At 38.0% G+C, this 16157-nt stretch carries 16 protein-coding genes, 1 tRNA gene, 2 rRNA genes, 1 other RNA gene and 1 other annotated feature; of the genes, 15 read left to right on the top strand and 5 right to left on the bottom strand.

Features of this window, described 5'->3' with window-relative positions; genetic code table 11:
- Positions 1-53: 53 nt before the first annotated feature.
- Positions 54-169 (top strand): 5S ribosomal RNA (gene rrf, locus AC1DRF_RS08055).
- A 28-nt stretch (positions 170-197) separates the two neighbouring features.
- On the opposite strand, the gene AC1DRF_RS08050 is transcribed toward rrf, so the two are convergent.
- Positions 198-1163, bottom strand: a complete 966-nt coding sequence (locus AC1DRF_RS08050) for a YaaC family protein (protein WP_216891280.1) — start codon at positions 1161-1163, stop codon at positions 198-200.
- A 116-nt stretch (positions 1164-1279) separates the two neighbouring features.
- Between AC1DRF_RS08050 and guaB the strand changes: the two genes are divergently transcribed.
- The 6 genes from guaB (at position 1280) to AC1DRF_RS08020 (ending at position 7748) form a co-directional block, all read left to right on the top strand.
- On the top strand, positions 1280-2746 hold the full coding sequence (gene guaB / locus AC1DRF_RS08045; RefSeq protein ID WP_013081319.1) for an IMP dehydrogenase: 1467 nt from the start codon (positions 1280-1282) through the stop codon (positions 2744-2746).
- A 149-nt stretch (positions 2747-2895) separates the two neighbouring features.
- A complete protein-coding gene (locus AC1DRF_RS08040; RefSeq protein WP_427077206.1) occupies positions 2896-4251 on the top strand; it encodes a serine hydrolase in 1356 nt (451 codons plus the stop codon).
- Between the two features lie 190 nt (positions 4252-4441).
- Complete coding sequence (gene pdxS, locus AC1DRF_RS08035; protein WP_013054829.1) at positions 4442-5329, top strand: pyridoxal 5'-phosphate synthase lyase subunit PdxS; 888 nt, start codon at positions 4442-4444, stop codon at positions 5327-5329.
- Positions 5330-5350: 21 nt separating this feature from the next.
- On the top strand, positions 5351-5938 hold the full coding sequence (gene pdxT, locus AC1DRF_RS08030) for a pyridoxal 5'-phosphate synthase glutaminase subunit PdxT (RefSeq protein WP_427077205.1): 588 nt from the start codon (positions 5351-5353) through the stop codon (positions 5936-5938).
- Positions 5939-5995: 57 nt separating this feature from the next.
- Positions 5996-6208, top strand: a binding site (T-box leader).
- A gap of 52 nt (positions 6209-6260) precedes the next feature.
- Positions 6261-7544: a serine--tRNA ligase gene (gene serS / locus AC1DRF_RS08025; RefSeq protein WP_477740557.1), complete on the top strand. Its 1284-nt coding sequence runs from the start codon at positions 6261-6263 to the stop codon at positions 7542-7544.
- 111 nt (positions 7545-7655) lie between these two features.
- Positions 7656-7748, top strand: a tRNA-Ser gene (locus AC1DRF_RS08020).
- Positions 7749-7868: 120 nt separating this feature from the next.
- On the opposite strand, the gene AC1DRF_RS08015 is transcribed toward AC1DRF_RS08020, so the two are convergent.
- The 4 genes from AC1DRF_RS08015 to AC1DRF_RS08000 all read right to left on the bottom strand — a co-directional run bounded on the left by AC1DRF_RS08015 (position 7869) and on the right by AC1DRF_RS08000 (position 11228).
- Positions 7869-8549 (bottom strand): deoxynucleoside kinase, encoded by a 681-nt coding sequence (locus tag AC1DRF_RS08015; protein WP_013054832.1) that lies wholly within the window; start codon positions 8547-8549, stop codon positions 7869-7871.
- On the bottom strand, positions 8549-9184 hold the full coding sequence (locus AC1DRF_RS08010; RefSeq protein WP_013054833.1) for a deoxynucleoside kinase: 636 nt from the start codon (positions 9182-9184) through the stop codon (positions 8549-8551). The genes AC1DRF_RS08015 and AC1DRF_RS08010 overlap by 1 nt, the downstream gene beginning before the upstream one ends.
- 143 nt (positions 9185-9327) lie before the next feature.
- Positions 9328-10629: a LysM peptidoglycan-binding domain-containing protein gene (locus AC1DRF_RS08005; RefSeq protein WP_477740558.1), complete on the bottom strand. Its 1302-nt coding sequence runs from the start codon at positions 10627-10629 to the stop codon at positions 9328-9330.
- 56 nt (positions 10630-10685) lie between these two features.
- A complete protein-coding gene (locus AC1DRF_RS08000; RefSeq protein ID WP_043977087.1) occupies positions 10686-11228 on the bottom strand; it encodes a cysteine hydrolase family protein in 543 nt (180 codons plus the stop codon).
- A 79-nt stretch (positions 11229-11307) separates the two neighbouring features.
- Between AC1DRF_RS08000 and tadA the strand changes: the two genes are divergently transcribed.
- The 8 genes from tadA to AC1DRF_RS07960 form a co-directional block, all read left to right on the top strand.
- On the top strand, positions 11308-11778 hold the full coding sequence (gene tadA, locus AC1DRF_RS07995) for a tRNA adenosine(34) deaminase TadA (RefSeq protein ID WP_477740556.1): 471 nt from the start codon (positions 11308-11310) through the stop codon (positions 11776-11778).
- Between the two features lie 102 nt (positions 11779-11880).
- Positions 11881-12145: signal recognition particle sRNA large type (gene ffs / locus AC1DRF_RS07990), an RNA gene on the top strand.
- A gap of 130 nt (positions 12146-12275) precedes the next feature.
- A complete protein-coding gene (gene dnaX, locus AC1DRF_RS07985) occupies positions 12276-13964 on the top strand; it encodes a DNA polymerase III subunit gamma/tau (RefSeq protein WP_477740555.1) in 1689 nt (562 codons plus the stop codon).
- A 19-nt stretch (positions 13965-13983) separates the two neighbouring features.
- Positions 13984-14304: a YbaB/EbfC family nucleoid-associated protein gene (locus tag AC1DRF_RS07980; RefSeq protein WP_013081327.1), complete on the top strand. Its 321-nt coding sequence runs from the start codon at positions 13984-13986 to the stop codon at positions 14302-14304.
- 15 nt (positions 14305-14319) lie between these two features.
- The gene (gene recR, locus AC1DRF_RS07975; RefSeq protein ID WP_013054839.1) at positions 14320-14916 is read left to right on the top strand and encodes a recombination mediator RecR; all 597 of its coding nucleotides are present in this window, start codon (positions 14320-14322) and stop codon (positions 14914-14916) included.
- Between the two features lie 14 nt (positions 14917-14930).
- A complete protein-coding gene (locus AC1DRF_RS07970; protein WP_013054840.1) occupies positions 14931-15155 on the top strand; it encodes a YaaL family protein in 225 nt (74 codons plus the stop codon).
- Positions 15156-15271: 116 nt separating this feature from the next.
- The gene (locus AC1DRF_RS07965) at positions 15272-15541 is read left to right on the top strand and encodes a pro-sigmaK processing inhibitor BofA family protein (RefSeq protein ID WP_028410391.1); all 270 of its coding nucleotides are present in this window, start codon (positions 15272-15274) and stop codon (positions 15539-15541) included.
- 289 nt (positions 15542-15830) lie between these two features.
- Positions 15831-16157, top strand: a 16S ribosomal RNA gene (locus AC1DRF_RS07960); the annotation flags it as partial.

Below are 16157 nucleotides of genomic sequence, written 5' to 3'. Positions count from 1 at the left end.
GCGTAAGCTTTACTCAGCGAACTGTTATCTAGTTTTGAGAGAGCAATCTCTTGTCTGGTGGCGATAGCGAAGAGGTCACACCCGTTCCCATACCGAACACGGAAGTTAAGCTCTTTAGCGCCAATGGTAGTTGGGACTTTGTCCCTGTGAGAGTAGGACGTTGCCAGGCACTTGAAAAAAAGACTAGCTATTTTTAGCTAGTCTTTTTTTGTATGTTCATTTAAGTAACAGGAAATTAAGTAAGGAATCTTTTGAGCCGTAACTTCAAGGAACCTCAAGATAAATGGGTAATCTTTCGAAGAGTATGTATGCAATAATTCATACCACCACTCTGTTTCATAACGTGAAATCATACTTAAATTATAAAGTAATAAGTAATGTGCCAACATCTCAGGGAAATATAAGCAGCAATCTTTTTCCAAAGGTGCATGCAGCGTGTTATTTTGGAAATTGTACATAAAAGGTGAACAATTATATAAACAGCTTGAAGGATTAAGAATACATACCTGATCTTCTGACAGAGACAATGATAGGCGGGAACGCTCTTTTAAAAAAGAGTAGAGCCTTTCGTGATTCATATGATAACACCGTGTGACTTGTTCAGGAATAGACAAAGAGGTAGCTGGAAGCGATCCAATAGTTGTTAAATGGGAAAATGACCTAGTACCCAAATTTAAAAATAATGTATCTAATTCCGGTACGCACGACAACAGATAATTCATTGTGTATTTACTACCTTCTAGTTGTTTCACATGAAACAATTCTTCTCCTACTTGTGAAAACAAACCGCTTTTTTGGATCTTAACTTCATCATCTAGAAAATCATAACTTTGTTTTTTTCTTTTTCGTGTTGATACTCCATGTGCTAACACCGCCGTATTTTCTGGATATACTGGGTTTTGCGTTAACAAACAGGCTTTTAACAGCTGTGACATTCCATAAAATAATAAAACTGGTTGAACTGATACAGGAGATTGTGCCGCAACTTGATAATAATTTTTACTGTGTTCCAAATAATAAATAAATGGGTAACTGTTTTTAAAGCTATGTTGCTCTGCATCGCTATAATTCAATTTTTGATAGCGCTTTTTTAAAAAGTCTTGTACAAAAGGAACGGAGAAAAATAAATTGTAGGACGTCCAAACATCATTAAATTTATGCAACTAAATCACCTTTTCTTTTTATTAGAATTATCTGATATCTAGTGAAGTTATTGACAGGTACATATCTGCTTGTTAATCTACTAATAATATTCTGTCGTTTAAAGGAGGATTCTATAATGTGGGAAAGCAAATTTTCTAAAGAAGGCTTAACATTTGATGACGTTTTACTGGTGCCAGCAAAATCTGAGGTACTGCCTAAAGACGTTGATATGAGTGTTGAACTAACAAAAACATTAAAATTAAAGGTGCCGTTCATCAGTGCAGGAATGGATACAGTTACAGAAGCTGAAATGGCTATTGCGATGGCTAGACAAGGTGGTTTAGGTATCATTCACAAAAACATGTCGATTGAACAGCAAGCAGAACAAGTTGATAAAGTAAAACGTTCTGAAAGTGGTGTTATCACGGATCCTTTCTTTTTAACTCCTGAAAACCAAGTATTTGCCGCTGAACATTTAATGGGCAAATATCGTATCTCAGGTGTGCCGATTGTCAACAACGAAGAAGAACAAAAACTAGTTGGAATCCTTACAAACCGCGACTTGCGTTTTATCCAAGATTATTCAATGCAAATTGCTGATGTAATGACAAAAGAAGAATTGGTTACTGCTCCAGTAGGAACGACTTTAGAAGAAGCAGAGAAAATTCTACAGCAATACAAAATTGAAAAGTTACCTCTTGTAGATGACAATGGCGTATTAAAAGGCCTTATCACAATTAAAGACATTGAAAAAGTAATTGAGTTTCCAAATGCAGCTAAAGATCAACAAGGTCGATTATTAGTTGGAGCAGCTGTTGGCGTAACAGCTGATTCAAACGTTCGTATCGAAAAATTAGTACAAGCTGGCGTTGATGTTATCGTTATTGATACAGCGCATGGACATTCACAAGGCGTTTTAGATACGGTAAGCAGCATTCGCGAGGCATATCCAGAGTTAAATATTATTGCTGGTAACGTAGCAACTGCTGAAGGTACAAAAGCATTAATTGAAGCAGGAGCAAACGTAGTAAAAGTAGGAATTGGACCTGGTTCAATTTGTACAACTCGTGTTGTAGCTGGTGTAGGCGTTCCACAAATTACAGCAGTATATGATTGTGCAACTGAAGCTCGTAAGCACGGTGTAGCTATTATCGCAGATGGCGGTATTAAATACTCTGGAGATATTGTAAAAGCACTTGCAGCTGGTGGACATACAGTAATGCTAGGAAGCCTTCTAGCAGGAACGACAGAAAGTCCTGGAGAAACAGAAATCTACCAAGGTAGACGCTTTAAAGTGTACCGTGGAATGGGCTCTGTAGGAGCTATGGAAAAAGGAAGTAAAGATCGATACTTCCAAGAAGATAATAAAAAATTAGTTCCAGAAGGTATCGAAGGACGTTTGCCTTACAAAGGACCTGTAGCAGATACTTTATACCAAATGATTGGCGGTTTACGCGCAGGAATGGGTTACTGTGGTTCAGCTAACTTAGAAGCGTTACGTGAACAGGCACAATTCATTCGTATGACTGGAGCAGGTTTAAGAGAAAGCCACCCACATGATGTACAAATCACAAAAGAATCTCCTAACTATTCTATGAGATAATCATGAATGTTAAAAAAACACGTTTCCCTATTAGGAAACGTGTTTTTTATGTCATGGATCATGAATGTAACAGTACTTCTTTATCTATTTTTTTAAATTTTAGTATGATAAAATTACATTTATGTGAGTTTACGTTTGGAGGGTATAGAGTGAGAAACGCAGTACAGAAACAATTAATTTGTGTCATTGCTGTTATGTTAATGGCCAGCGTATTTTTTGTCTCTACACAAGCATCAGCTGCTCCTAAAACAGATGATATTGGCGTTGAAGCAGATGCAGCGATCTTAGTAGAGGCAAGTACGGGGAAAGTATTATACGGGAAAAATACGGATGCTTTATTAGGTATTGCAAGCATGACAAAAATGATGACAGAATACCTAGTATTAGAATCCATAAAAGATAAGAAATTATCTTGGGATCAACGTGTGCCAGTTAGTAAATATGCAGCTAAAATTTCTCAAGATTATGGATTATCGAATGTACCGTTAATTGAAAACCAAAAATACACGGTGAAAGAATTATATGATGCCATGGCTATTTACTCAGCTAATGGAGCTGCAATTGCTTTAGCTGAAGCTGTCAGTGGTTCTGAAGAAAACTTTATTAAGTTAATGAACGAAACGGCAAAAAGATTAAATATGGGTGAATCAAAATTTGTCAATTCCACAGGTCTTTCTAATTCTCTGTTAAAAGGAATGTATCCAAAAGGAACGAAGGAAGAAGATGAGAACCTTCTATCGGCTCGGGCAGTTGCTACCCTTGCTTATCACTTAATTCATGATTATCCAGAATCTTTGGAAGTAGCTAAAACTCCTTCTAAGATGTTTAGACAAGGGCAACAAGGGGAAACAAAAATGAACAATTGGAACAAGATGCTCCCAGGTTTTTCAGCTGCCTACAGCGGCGTAGACGGTTTAAAAACTGGCCATACAGATTTTGCAGGTCAATGTTTCACTGGGACTGCAGAGCGTAACGGGGTAAGATACATAACAGTTGTAATGAATGCTGAGGAAAACGGCAAGTCTACGGAAGCTGCTCGTTTTTCCCAAACAAAAAAGATATTGGATTATGCTTTTAGTCATTTTCAGTTAAAAGAAGTAGTGCCTGCTAACGGCGAGATTAAAGGGCATGAAACAATTAATGTTGCTAAAGGAAAATCAAAAGAAGCTTCCGTTTCTCCAAAGAATTCGGTAAAGATTATTACCGAAAAAGGTCAAAAAGATCATACTAAAATCAACTTTAAGTTAAACGATAAAGTTATGAACGATCAAAAAGTTGTTGCTCCTATTAAAAAAGGAGAAACAGTTGCTTATGTCAGTGCAACAAACAGCAATCTTAAAGATTTGGGCTATGTAGGAGGTCAAACTACAGATAGCATGACGCCGGTTGTGACAAACGAATCTGTTGAAAAAGCTGGATGGTTCTCTCTCGCTATCCGCAGTATTGGCAACTTCTTCAGCGATATTTGGATGAATGCTGCAAATACAGTGAATAACTGGTTTTAATGATAACTCAAGAGAAAGAAGAGATACTACAAGAGAGTATCTCTTCTTTTTATTTTTAGATTTGTTTGTATATAATCTATAAATTAGATAGGAATTTTCCGAAAAATGCGGTAAAATAGACACTAAGTTTTGAATTTTGTATATACACTAAAAATTATTGTGAAACACTTGATACAGGAGGAAGACAAACATGAATAACATTACAGGTACTGATCGTGTAAAACGAGGAATGGCGGAAATGCAAAAAGGCGGCGTTATCATGGACGTGATCAATGCAGAGCAAGCAAAAATTGCAGAAGCAGCAGGTGCTGTTGCCGTTATGGCATTAGAGCGTGTTCCAGCTGATATCCGTGCAGCAGGCGGCGTGTCTCGTATGGCAGACCCAACAATTGTTGAAGAAGTGATGAATGCTGTGTCCATTCCAGTTATGGCAAAAGCTCGTATTGGCCATATTGTTGAAGCACGCGTGCTAGAAGCGATGGGTGTAGACTACATCGATGAAAGTGAAGTGTTGACTCCAGCTGATGAGGAGTTTCATTTAAATAAAAATACATTTACGGTTCCATTTGTGTGTGGTTGCCGTGATCTTGGCGAAGCATCTCGTCGTATTGCTGAAGGAGCTGCAATGCTTCGTACAAAGGGCGAACCAGGGACAGGAAACATCGTGGAAGCAGTACGCCATATGCGTCAAGTAAACGCTCAAGTACGTAAAGTTGTGGGTATGGACGAAGATGAGTTAATGACAGAAGCTAAATTATTAGGCGCACCTTATGAGTTATTACTGCAAATTAAACGTGAAGGTCGTTTACCGGTTGTAAACTTTGCAGCAGGCGGTGTAGCAACACCAGCAGATGCAGCGTTAATGATGCAGCTTGGAGCAGACGGCGTGTTCGTTGGATCAGGAATCTTCAAATCAGACAACCCTGAAAAGTTTGCGCGAGCAATCGTGGAAGCAACAACACATTATCAAGACTATGAGCTTATTGCAAACTTATCAAAAGGGTTAGGAAGTGCAATGAAAGGGATTGAAATTTCATCATTATTACCAGAAAACCGCATGCAAGAGCGTGGATGGTAATTTAAAGGGAGTTTTGACAAAATGGTAAAAGTAGGCGTGTTAGGATTACAAGGTGCCTTTCGCGAGCATGCACAAGCATTAGAAGCAGCAGGCGCTGAAGCCATTATCATAAAAAAAGTTGAACAGCTAAACGAAATAGATGGTTTAATCCTACCGGGCGGCGAAAGCACAGCGATGCGTCGTCTGATCGACAAATATGACTTTATGGAACCTCTTCGCCAGTTTGCACAAGCAGGTAAACCGGTATTTGGTACGTGTGCGGGTTTAATTTTACTTGCAGGACAAGTCGTTGACCGTGAAGAGCCCCATTTAGGTGTTATGGATATTACGGTAGCTCGAAACTCGTTTGGGCGTCAACGGGATAGCTTTGAAGCTGCCCTAAATATTAAAGATATCGGTGAAAATTTTATAGGCGTATTTATCCGTGCTCCGCATATTGTAGAAGTAGGAGAAAACGTTGAAGTCTTAGCAATGCATAACGACCGAATTGTTGCGGCAAGACAAGGTCAATTCTTGGGATGTTCGTTTCATCCAGAATTGACAGATGATGCTCGCATGGCGCAGTATTTTGTAGCAATGGTTGAAGAAGCTTCAAAAAAACCTGTATAAATGAATTGCATCTTGTAAAGACTTGTAGTACATTATGATTAATAAAAATGATATTGGTATAAAGCGTTGATAGGAAATAGTAATAAGATTTTTGATTTCAAGAGAGTCGATGGCTGGTGTGAATCGATAATCAATTCTTATGAATCCGTCCTGGAGCAAGCTGTCGAAAAAGTAGTAGGCAGTTTCGGTTCATCCGTTATCTGGTTTAAGAGGAAGGCTTATTTTAGCTTTCAATTAGGGTGGCAACGCGGGTAAACTCTCGTCCCTTTCATGGGGATGAGAGTTTTTATTTTGCCCTTTTATACTAAAGGAGGTACTAAATATGTTAGATTTAAAATTTTTACGTGCTAATTTTAATGAAGTAAAAGAAAAGCTCAAATTTCGTGGTGAGGACTTAACGGACTTAGGTCGCTTTGAAGAGTTAGATACAAAACGCCGTGAGCTAATTGCTCAAACAGAAGAGTTAAAAAGCAAGCGAAATGAAGTATCACAGCAAATTGCACAATTGAAGCGTGAAAAACAAGATGCTGATCATTTAATCGTTGAAATGCGTGAAGTAGGAGACCGCGTAAAGCAATTGGATGAAGAGCTTCGCAGCGTTGAAGAAGAATTAGAACTATTGCTGCTTTCAATTCCTAACGTTCCACATGAAAGTACGCCTGTAGGTGAAACTGAAGATGATAACGTAGAAGTTCGCAAATGGGGAGAAATTAAACAATTTGATTTTGAACCAAAACCGCATTGGGATTTAGGAACAGATTTAAATATTTTAGATTTTGAAAGAGCTTCGAAAGTAACGGGAAGCCGCTTTGTATTTTATAAAGGGTTAGGTGCAAGATTAGAACGCGCTCTTATTAACTTTATGATGGATTTACATATGGATGAACATGGTTATGAAGAAATCCTTCCTCCATATATGGTGAATCGCACAAGCATGACAGGAACAGGGCAGCTTCCTAAATTTGAAGAAGATGCATTCAAGATTAAAGAAGAAGATTATTTCTTAATTCCTACAGCTGAAGTACCAGTTACAAATTTACATCGTGATGAAATTTTAAGCGGAGATCAGCTTCCAATTGCTTATACAGCGTATAGTGCTTGCTTCCGCTCAGAAGCAGGCTCTGCAGGAAGAGATACACGTGGTCTTATTCGTCAGCATCAGTTTAATAAAGTAGAACTCGTTCGCTTTGTTAAGCCAGAAGATTCTTATGATGAATTAGAAAAATTAACGGGCCATGCTGAAAAGGTTCTTCAACTATTAGGTTTACCTTACCGAGTTCTAAGCATGTGTACAGCTGACTTAGGTTTCACAGCAGCCAAAAAGTATGATATTGAAGTTTGGATTCCAAGTTATGAAACGTATCGTGAAATTTCTTCTTGTTCAAACTTTGAAAGCTTCCAAGCTCGCCGTGCTAATATTCGCTTCCGCCGTGATACAAAAGCAAAAGCAAAACCAGAACATGTTCATACACTAAACGGTTCTGGCTTAGCAATTGGTCGTACGGTAGCTGCAATTTTAGAAAACTACCAGCAGGAAGATGGATCAATTCAAATTCCAGAAGTGCTGCGTCCATATATGGGAAATAAAGAATTTATCTCTAAATAAAAGTAGAAGGTGTTCATTAAGAATTAATTCTTAATGAACATCTTTTTTTAAAACATCAATAAAAGAGTTGACTTTATTATTTGTATATKATAAATTAATAATTGTCGATACGGAGGAATACCCAAGTCCGGCTGAAGGGATCGGTCTTGAAAACCGACAGGGGTGTYAAAGCCCGCGGGGGTTCGAATCCCTCTTCCTCCGCCATATTTGACTTATAATGCAATTAACATAGCGCGATAAATTGGAGATTGGAAAACCGTTACTTATAAGTAACGGTTTTTTATTTGTTAAAAATGCCGCTTTATCTATTAAAGCGGCATTTTTTTATAGATGACGACGTTTTAGCTTTTCATTATGTTGTAAAAAGCGAGCCACTTTTTCAACAATTGATTCAATTGAATCAGGATCCTTGATAAGGTCGTATTCTCTAATATCTAAACGAAGAATAGGGCAAGCCGTAAAGTTATTAATCCAGTCTTCGTATCGGGCGTGCATCTCTTTCCAATAATCAAGAGGCGTTTGCTGTTCCATTGGTCGCCCTCTTTCTTGAATGCGATCTACAATATCTTCGAAGCTGCCTTCCAAATAAATGAGCAGATCCGGATGAGGAAAATATGGAGTCATAACCATCGCATCGAACAAGCTTGTATATGTTTCATAGTCTACTTTAGACATCGTTCCTTTTTCAAAATGCATCTTAGCAAAGATACCGGTATCTTCGTAAATGGATCTGTCTTGGATGAAGCCGCCGCCATACTCGAAAATTTTCTTTTGTTCTTTAAAGCGTTCTGCTAGAAAATATACCTGTAGGTGGAAGCTCCAACGTTCAAAATCTCCATAAAATTTGTCCAGGTAAGGGTTGGAATCTACTTTTTCAAACGATGTGCGAAATTGGAGAGCATCAGCCAATGATTGAGTCATTGTAGATTTCCCAACTCCAACTGTACCCGCTATCGTCAACACAGCATCATTAGGAATGTTGTATTTCGATCGTAAGTTTACCATTACATACTCCTTTTTAACATACTCTCTTGAACCTCTGATAGGATTCTATTTAAGTGTTGTTTATTTTGTACAAAATCTATTTCATCACCGTCATAACGTAAAATGGTTACATCAGGGTTATTTTGTTCAAACGCCGTCATAGCTTTTTCATAATCATCACTTAGCCTCGCAAGGTAGTGAGGATCGATGTTTCGTTCAATTTCTCTTCCGCGCATTTTAATACGCTTTAACAAGGTATCTAAGCTGGCATTTAAATAAATAATAATGTTCGGAGCTGGCATATCAGCCGTTAAGATGTGGAAGATTTGTACATATTTTTTATACTGTTCATCTTTTAACGTTTGCTCAGCAAAAATCATGTTTTTCATAATATGATAATCTGCTACAACAGGTTTTTTATAAGATAAGAACCCTTTTTGAATATCCTCCAACTGCTTATATCGATTACATAGAAAAAACATTTCGGTTTGAAAACTCCACTCGTTGATATTTTTATAAAATTTCCCGAGAAATGGATTTTCATCTACGATTTCTTTTAAAATTTCGAATTGAAATGCTTGTGCAATCTCTTTAGCTAGAGAGGTTTTTCCGACACCGATGGGTCCTTCTACTGAAATAAAAGGTGTGCCTTGCATTCATTTGCCTCCTTCATGACCACTCGTTCAAAAAAAACAGACAAAAAATATTTTAACATAGAGAAGGAGAATAAGGGGAAAAGAAATTTCTTTCAGTAAGAAGAATAACAAAAAGCCTACTGTTAACAGTAAGCTTTCCCTATTTATGGCTGTGTCACTCTTTTTGTAATCTTGAAGTTGTCTTCAATCAAGAGCCAGTTTTGCGGGAAATCTAAGCCTAGTTTCCAGTAGGCCATTCCTCTAAGTTTTAATTCTTTGATTAAATCAAACTTGGCCTGAATAGACCTAGCGTCTTCAAACCATACTTCGTGGGTGCGCTGCTGCTCATCTTTATACCGGAAGAAAGGAGCTTGTGCTTTATTGTCGTATTGAATAGCTACTTTATAGCGAGCTGCCAACTCAATAGCTCGTTGAGGACTAATGGCTTTGGCATATTCTCCTCCTGGTTTGTAAGGAAGTGTCCAATCGTAACCGTATAGGTTTTGGCCCATGATAATTTTTGAACTAGGTATTTCAGATATTGCATATTCTAAAACATCACGTACGGGACCAATAGGAGAGACGGCCATAGGAGGCCCACCGCTATATCCCCATTCGTATGTCATCGGAACAACGAAGTTAGCAATCTCTCCAATGGCTTTATAATCATGTGCTTCATACCATTTGCCTTTTTGATCTCGACTTGTCTTCGGAGCTAAAGCGACAGACATAAGAAGTTGCTCATCTTGAAGACGCTTTTTTGCTTTCTGTAAAAATGCAATATAGGCTTCTTTATCTGCCGGACGCAAAAATTCGAAGTCAAAGTGAATGTCTCTGAAATTTTGCTCTTTCGCTGTTTTTACAATATTATTTAAAAGCGTATCTTGAACGTCTTTATTAGTTAAAATTGCTCGGCCGACTTCGTCACTGAATGCGCCGTTTTCAATATTAGCCAATACCATTAAGAAAATGACGTCATTTTCTTTAGCAATAGAACCTAAATTGTTAAGTGGAGGTGCCTTTAGAGAACCGTCTTTTTGCACTTCGAAGTTCGCTGGCCCGAGATAAGTAAGGTATTTTGCATTTTGATTAATCATTTTCTCTGTTTGAGGAGTGATTTTTCGATTGCTTGTTTCAACATACCCTAAAAACTCACCGTTTCTTTTGTTGGGGGAAGGGGGAATTAAGATGCGGCGGCCAGGGGTTAAGGGTGCTGTAACTGAAATATTGTTCGCATTGGCAATAGCCTGATAGCTAACGCCTAATTTTCTTCCTACCTTCCATATAGTGTCCCCAGCTTTTACTGTGTAGTAAGTACCATTGATTGGAATAACCATAGATTGCCCGATAACGAGTTGATTTGGGTTAGGTAATTCATTTGCTCTTATAATTTTCCCTGCGTCAATGCGGAACTGTTTTGCAATACTATATATACTGTCACCTGCTTTAACAGTGTAAATTTGCATAATAAAAAGCCTCCATTTCATATGACTTACTTCCATCATATGAGAAGGCTTTTTACTTAATTCATCAACTCGGTATGTTTGCAAATACGAGCATTTAATACGTTATGCATCATTCTCAAAGCAAAGGTATTGTCTTCATCTGCGTTTGAAGCAATACAATCTTCAGGCACAATTAAGTTATACTCACGCATATAAGCATCGTTGGCTGAAAAAAGCACGCATATATTTCCCGCAATTCCTGTTAAAATAAGTGTATGGACATCGAGCTGTGATAGCAAAATATTCAAAGCTGTCCCATAGAAGATAGAATGCTTTGGTTTAATTAAAAAGTAATCAGCGTTTTGTGGTGAAATGTGATGTAGAATGGGTGAGCTTATCTCATTTGTGCAGTGTGTTAAAATGGTTTCTAAGTTTGCTTGCCATAGCTTATAGTGGTCATTTACATAGATAATAGGGATATGTTGAGACGATGCGTACTGTTTTAACTGGGCAATGTTTTGAGCAATGGTTAAAGATTTTTCAGCAAGTATTTTGCCGTTTTTAAATTGAAAATCGTTTAGCATATCAATAATAATTAAAGCAGTTTTAGCGTTCTTCACACAAGGTCTCTCCTTTTCCTGATGTACATAGTAAATAGTTTGACTCAGAAAAAATATAATATGTAAGGTTGGATAAAAAGTGTTAAATGATGAAAAGTGTATGAGGTTGGCAATTGATGAAGCATTAAAAGCCAAAGATAAATTAGAGGTTCCCATTGGAGCAGTTATTGTTCAAAATGATGAGGTGGTTGCTTCAGCTTATAACTTACGAGAAACAGAACAGCGATCAGTTGCTCATGCAGAACTTTTAGCAATTGATGAAGCATGTAAGAAATTAGGAACATGGAGATTGGAAGACGCTACGTTATATGTCACCTTAGAACCATGTCCGATGTGTGCAGGTGCTATTGTATTATCAAGAGTGAAAAGAGTTGTGTTTGGAGCTTATGATCCTAAAGGTGGCTGTGCGGGAACATTGTTAAACTTATTAGAGTTTGAAAAGTTTAATCATCAAGCACAAGTAGTAGGAGGTGTGCTAGAAGAAGAATGCGGGAGCCTCTTAACGACCTTTTTTCGTGAGTTGCGTCAACGAAAAAAGGCTGGAAAATAGCGCTAAAAAAGTAAGTTTTCTATAGCAGTTGCATTTTTGAATGAAAAGACGTATACTTGTAAATGCATCAACTTGATGCCCAAACTATTGGTTTCAACTTTGCCGTGCTAAGCGGGGAGGTAGCGGTGCCCTGTACTCGCAATCCGCTCTAGCGAGGCCGAATTCCTTCTTGAGGTTAGCTCATCTTAGGGCCTGCCTTAAGTAAGTGGTGTTGACGTTTGGGTCCTATGCAATGGGAATCTGTGAACCCTGTCAGGTCCGGAAGGAAGCAGCAGTAAGCAGAACCTCTCATGTGCCATGGGGTCGCCTAGACCGAGCTAACTGCTTAAGTAACGCCTGGGGTGGCTAATCGACGGAAGGTGCACGGCAGTTATATACATAAGTTTAGTCTACTCTGTTGGAGTAGGCTTTTTATTTTATCTCTCACTATTTTGAAAAAAAACCTCATAATACGCTATAATGATAACTAATGAATTATATTAAAAGGAGAGGATGTAGTGGCATATCAGGCTCTGTACCGTGTATACCGTCCTCAAAGCTTTAACGACGTAGTCGGTCAACAACATATTATCAAAACACTTCAAAATGCCCTTGTCCAAGAGAAATTTTCGCATGCGTATTTATTTTCTGGGCCTCGGGGAACAGGAAAGACAACAGCTGCTAAAATTTTAGCGAAAGCCGTTAACTGTGAAAAAGCACCCATTGCTGAACCCTGTAATGAATGTGCAACTTGTCGGGGAATTACTGATGGTTCCATTTCTGATGTAATTGAAATTGATGCAGCTTCTAATAATGGAGTCGATGAAATTCGAGATATCCGTGATAAAGTAAAATATGCACCTAGTGCTGTTCGATACAAAGTGTACATTATTGATGAAGTTCATATGCTTTCAATTGGAGCTTTTAACGCTTTGTTAAAAACGTTAGAAGAACCTCCTGCACATGTTATCTTTATTTTAGCTACAACAGAGCCGCATAAAATTCCATTAACGATTATCTCTAGATGTCAGCGCTTTGATTTCAAACGCATTTCGCCAGAAGATATCGTATATCGAATGAAGGAAGTATTAGGTTCTGAAGAGCTAGAAGTAAGCGAGGATGCTCTTTACGAAATTGCGAAAGCTTCAGAAGGCGGCATGCGTGATGCACTTAGTCTTTTAGACCAAGCTATCTCGTATAGTACGGAGAAGGTGAGCTTAGAGGATGTTCTATCCATAACAGGAGCAGTATCACAGTCTTTTATTGTGAAGATCGTCCAAGCTATCTTTAACGAAAACATTGTAGAAGCGCTAGACTCTGTTGAAAGTTTGATTAAAAACGGAAAAGACCCAGCGAGGTTTGTAGAGGACCTCATCTTCTATTATCGTGATGTTCTGCTTTATCAAGCTTCTGAAGAAAATGCATATTTACTTGAAAAAGCAGCGGTTAACGAAGAGTTTAAAGAACTCAGTTCAAAAATGGATAGTGCTTTTATTTATAAGGTCATTGCTGAATTGAACCAAACTCAGCAAGAGATGAAATGGAGCAATCATCCTCGAGTGCTACTTGAAGTAGCTTTAGTAAAATTAGCTCAAAGTTCTACAAGTCAAGAGAGTGCTCTTCCATATCAAGACATTTTGCAAAAAATGAATCAAATGGAAGCAGAACTGCAGCAGTTAAAAGAAAAAGGCATTCAAGTTGATCATACAGCTCAGGCAGTGCAAACAGAGAAAAAACAGACAAGACAGTCCAGAAGTCAGTACAAAACGCCTGTTGGGAAGGTAAATGAAGTTTTAAAAAATGCCACTCGGCAGAATTTAGAAACGATTAAGCGATCTTGGGCGCAGGTGTTGGACACATTGAAACAACAAAATAAAGCTTCACATGCAGCGTTGTTATCTAACAGTGAACCGGTTGCGTCTTCAGATCAATCATTTATACTTAAGTTCAAATATGAAATTCATTGCAAAATGGCTTCTGAAAATAACAACAATGTACGTGATAATTTAGAGAATATCTTATATACTTTAATTGGCAGCAAGCGTGAAATGGTTGCAATTCCAGAAAGTGAATGGGATAAAGTAAGAGAAGAGTTTCTTCAAGGACAGCAAAGTGATGGGTCATCAGGTCAACCACAGGAGGAAGACCTTGTGGTTGCAGAAGCGAAAAAGCTATTTGGAGAAGACTTAATCGAAATTCAAGAGTAAATTTAGGAGGAATGTTCATATGATGAAAGGCATGGGCAATATGCAAAAAATGATGAAACAAATGCAAAAAATGCAAAAAGATATGCAAAAAGCGCAGGAAGAGTTAGCTGAAAAAACTGTTGAAGGTACAGCTGGCGGAGGAATGGTAACAGTTGTAGTTAACGGTCAGAAACAAGTGATTGATGTAAATATTAAAGAGGATGTAGTAGATCCTGAAGATATTGAAATGCTACAAGATTTAGTACTAGCAGCAACAAATGACGCATTAAAACAAATGGACGATTTAACAAATAACACAATGGGTCAATTTACAAAAGGTTTAAATATTCCAGGACTTTAATAAGGTGGTTGCCACGTGCATTATCCAGAACCAATATCCAAGCTTATAGATAGTTTTATGAAGTTACCCGGCATTGGTCCAAAAACAGCTGTTCGCTTAGCGTTCTTTGTTTTATCTATGAAAGAAGATACAGTATTAGATTTTGCAAAAGCATTAGTCAATGCGAAGCGGAATTTAACCTATTGTTCAGTTTGCGGACATATCACAGATCAAGATCCTTGTTACATTTGTCAAGATCAGCGCAGAGAGCGAAATGTGGTATGCGTCGTGCAAGACCCTAAGGATGTCATTGCAATGGAGAAAATGAAAGAATATAACGGCTTGTATCATGTCCTGCATGGCGCAATTTCACCTATGGAAGGAATAGGGCCTGAAGATATCAAAGTACCAGAGTTATTAAAAAGACTTCAAGATGATGAGATTCAAGAAGTGATTTTAGCCACTAACCCGAATATAGAGGGCGAAGCTACGGCTATGTATATCTCTAGGCTCTTAAAGCCGACAGGAATTAAAATTACTAGAATTGCTCATGGGTTACCCGTTGGAGGAGACCTTGAGTATGCAGATGAAGTAACTTTATCTAAAGCCCTAGAAGGTAGAAGAGAAGTATAACGAGGTACTCGCATATGTTTTTTAAAAGAAAAGGTTGGTTACGCAAAGAGTATGATGATGAATTTGTGAAGACTTTTATGCAAGTAAAGCAGGAATGGAGTCACAAAACTTCAATGGTAGAAAGAAGTGTAGATCCTTCAGAAGAGGTAATGGTAGATATTCGATTAGCCAAAATGAAGTATCTTTTTCTATTAAAAGAAGCTAAGCATCGAAATATTTCAATTAACAGGATGTCATAGAGGCATCCTGTTTTGTTGTCTTTATAAAATAAGGATTTCCCTCCGTGAAGTAGTGCTTTTTTTGAATGCTTGGACATACATATAAGGTAACTTATCTGCTTTAAGAAGGAGGCAACATGCTAAATCATCCCATTGTAGTTGTGTCTTTTTTAACAGGACTAATCATTCTACTCTTAGTAACAGGTGGTGTTGAAAAAATGCTTCGAGTCATTGGAAATTTATCGATTAAGCTGATTATTGGCGTTCTGCTGCTTTTCTTTATTAACATCTTTGGCGTACAGTTCGGTATTCATATCCCTATTAACTTCCCCACAGCCATTGTTTCAGCTATTTTAGGTATTCCAGGAATAGCTGCCTTACTTGTTATTAATAATTTCATATTATAATTTGGAGGAATATCCAAAATAAAAGTTTTCTGGAATCTTTTCGAGAAAACTTTTATTTTTTTTGAAAAAGTTATTGACCAATAAGTTAACAGATGTTATATTTATATACGTCGCTAAGACAACAACAAAAAATAACTCAAAAATAACTTAATGAAAAAAGTTGTTGACAAGTTATTCTCGAGGTGGTAAGATAAGAAAGTCGCCTTGAGACAAGAGTTCTTTGAAAACTGAACGAAATAGTAAACGTCAACGTTAATTTTTATTTTTTAAATTGAGCAAGTCAAACATTTCTTCGGAGAGTTTGATCCTGGCTCAGGATGAACGCTGGCGGCGTGCCTAATACATGCAAGTCGAGCGAACTTCATAGAAGCTTGCTTCTATGAAGTTAGCGGCGGACGGGTGAGTAACACGTGGGCAACCTGCCTGTAAGACTGGGATAACTTCGGGAAACCGAAGCTAATACCGGATAGGATCTTCTCCTTCATGGGAGATGATTGAAAGATGGTTTCGGCTATCACTTACAGATGGGCCCGCGGTGCATTAGCTAGTTGGTGAGGTAACGGCTCACCAAGGCCACGATGCATAGCCGACCCAAGGCCACGATGCATAGCCGACC

The organism is Priestia sp. P5_B4 (assembly GCF_056400385.1).
This window is presented reverse-complemented; position numbering and strand designations above follow the sequence as displayed.

What these genes read in the sequence shown, in the direction of transcription:
- guaB (WP_013081319.1), top strand. Translation starts at nt 1,280, where the DNA reads ATGTGGGAAAGCAAATTTTCTAAAGAAGGCTTAACATTTGATGACGTT.
- pdxS (WP_013054829.1), top strand. Translation starts at nt 4,442, where the DNA reads ATGAATAACATTACAGGTACTGATCGTGTAAAACGAGGAATGGCGGAA.
- pdxT (WP_427077205.1), top strand. Translation starts at nt 5,351, where the DNA reads ATGGTAAAAGTAGGCGTGTTAGGATTACAAGGTGCCTTTCGCGAGCAT.
- serS (WP_477740557.1), top strand. Translation starts at nt 6,261, where the DNA reads ATGTTAGATTTAAAATTTTTACGTGCTAATTTTAATGAAGTAAAAGAA.
- AC1DRF_RS08015 (WP_013054832.1), bottom strand. Translation starts at nt 8,549, where the DNA reads ATGGTAAACTTACGATCGAAATACAACATTCCTAATGATGCTGTGTTG.
- AC1DRF_RS08010 (WP_013054833.1), bottom strand. Translation starts at nt 9,184, where the DNA reads ATGCAAGGCACACCTTTTATTTCAGTAGAAGGACCCATCGGTGTCGGA.
- AC1DRF_RS08005 (WP_477740558.1), bottom strand. Translation starts at nt 10,629, where the DNA reads ATGCAAATTTACACTGTTAAAGCAGGTGACAGTATATATAGTATTGCA.
- AC1DRF_RS07980 (WP_013081327.1), top strand. Translation starts at nt 13,984, where the DNA reads ATGATGAAAGGCATGGGCAATATGCAAAAAATGATGAAACAAATGCAA.
- AC1DRF_RS07970 (WP_013054840.1), top strand. Translation starts at nt 14,931, where the DNA reads ATGTTTTTTAAAAGAAAAGGTTGGTTACGCAAAGAGTATGATGATGAA.
- AC1DRF_RS07965 (WP_028410391.1), top strand. Translation starts at nt 15,272, where the DNA reads ATGCTAAATCATCCCATTGTAGTTGTGTCTTTTTTAACAGGACTAATC.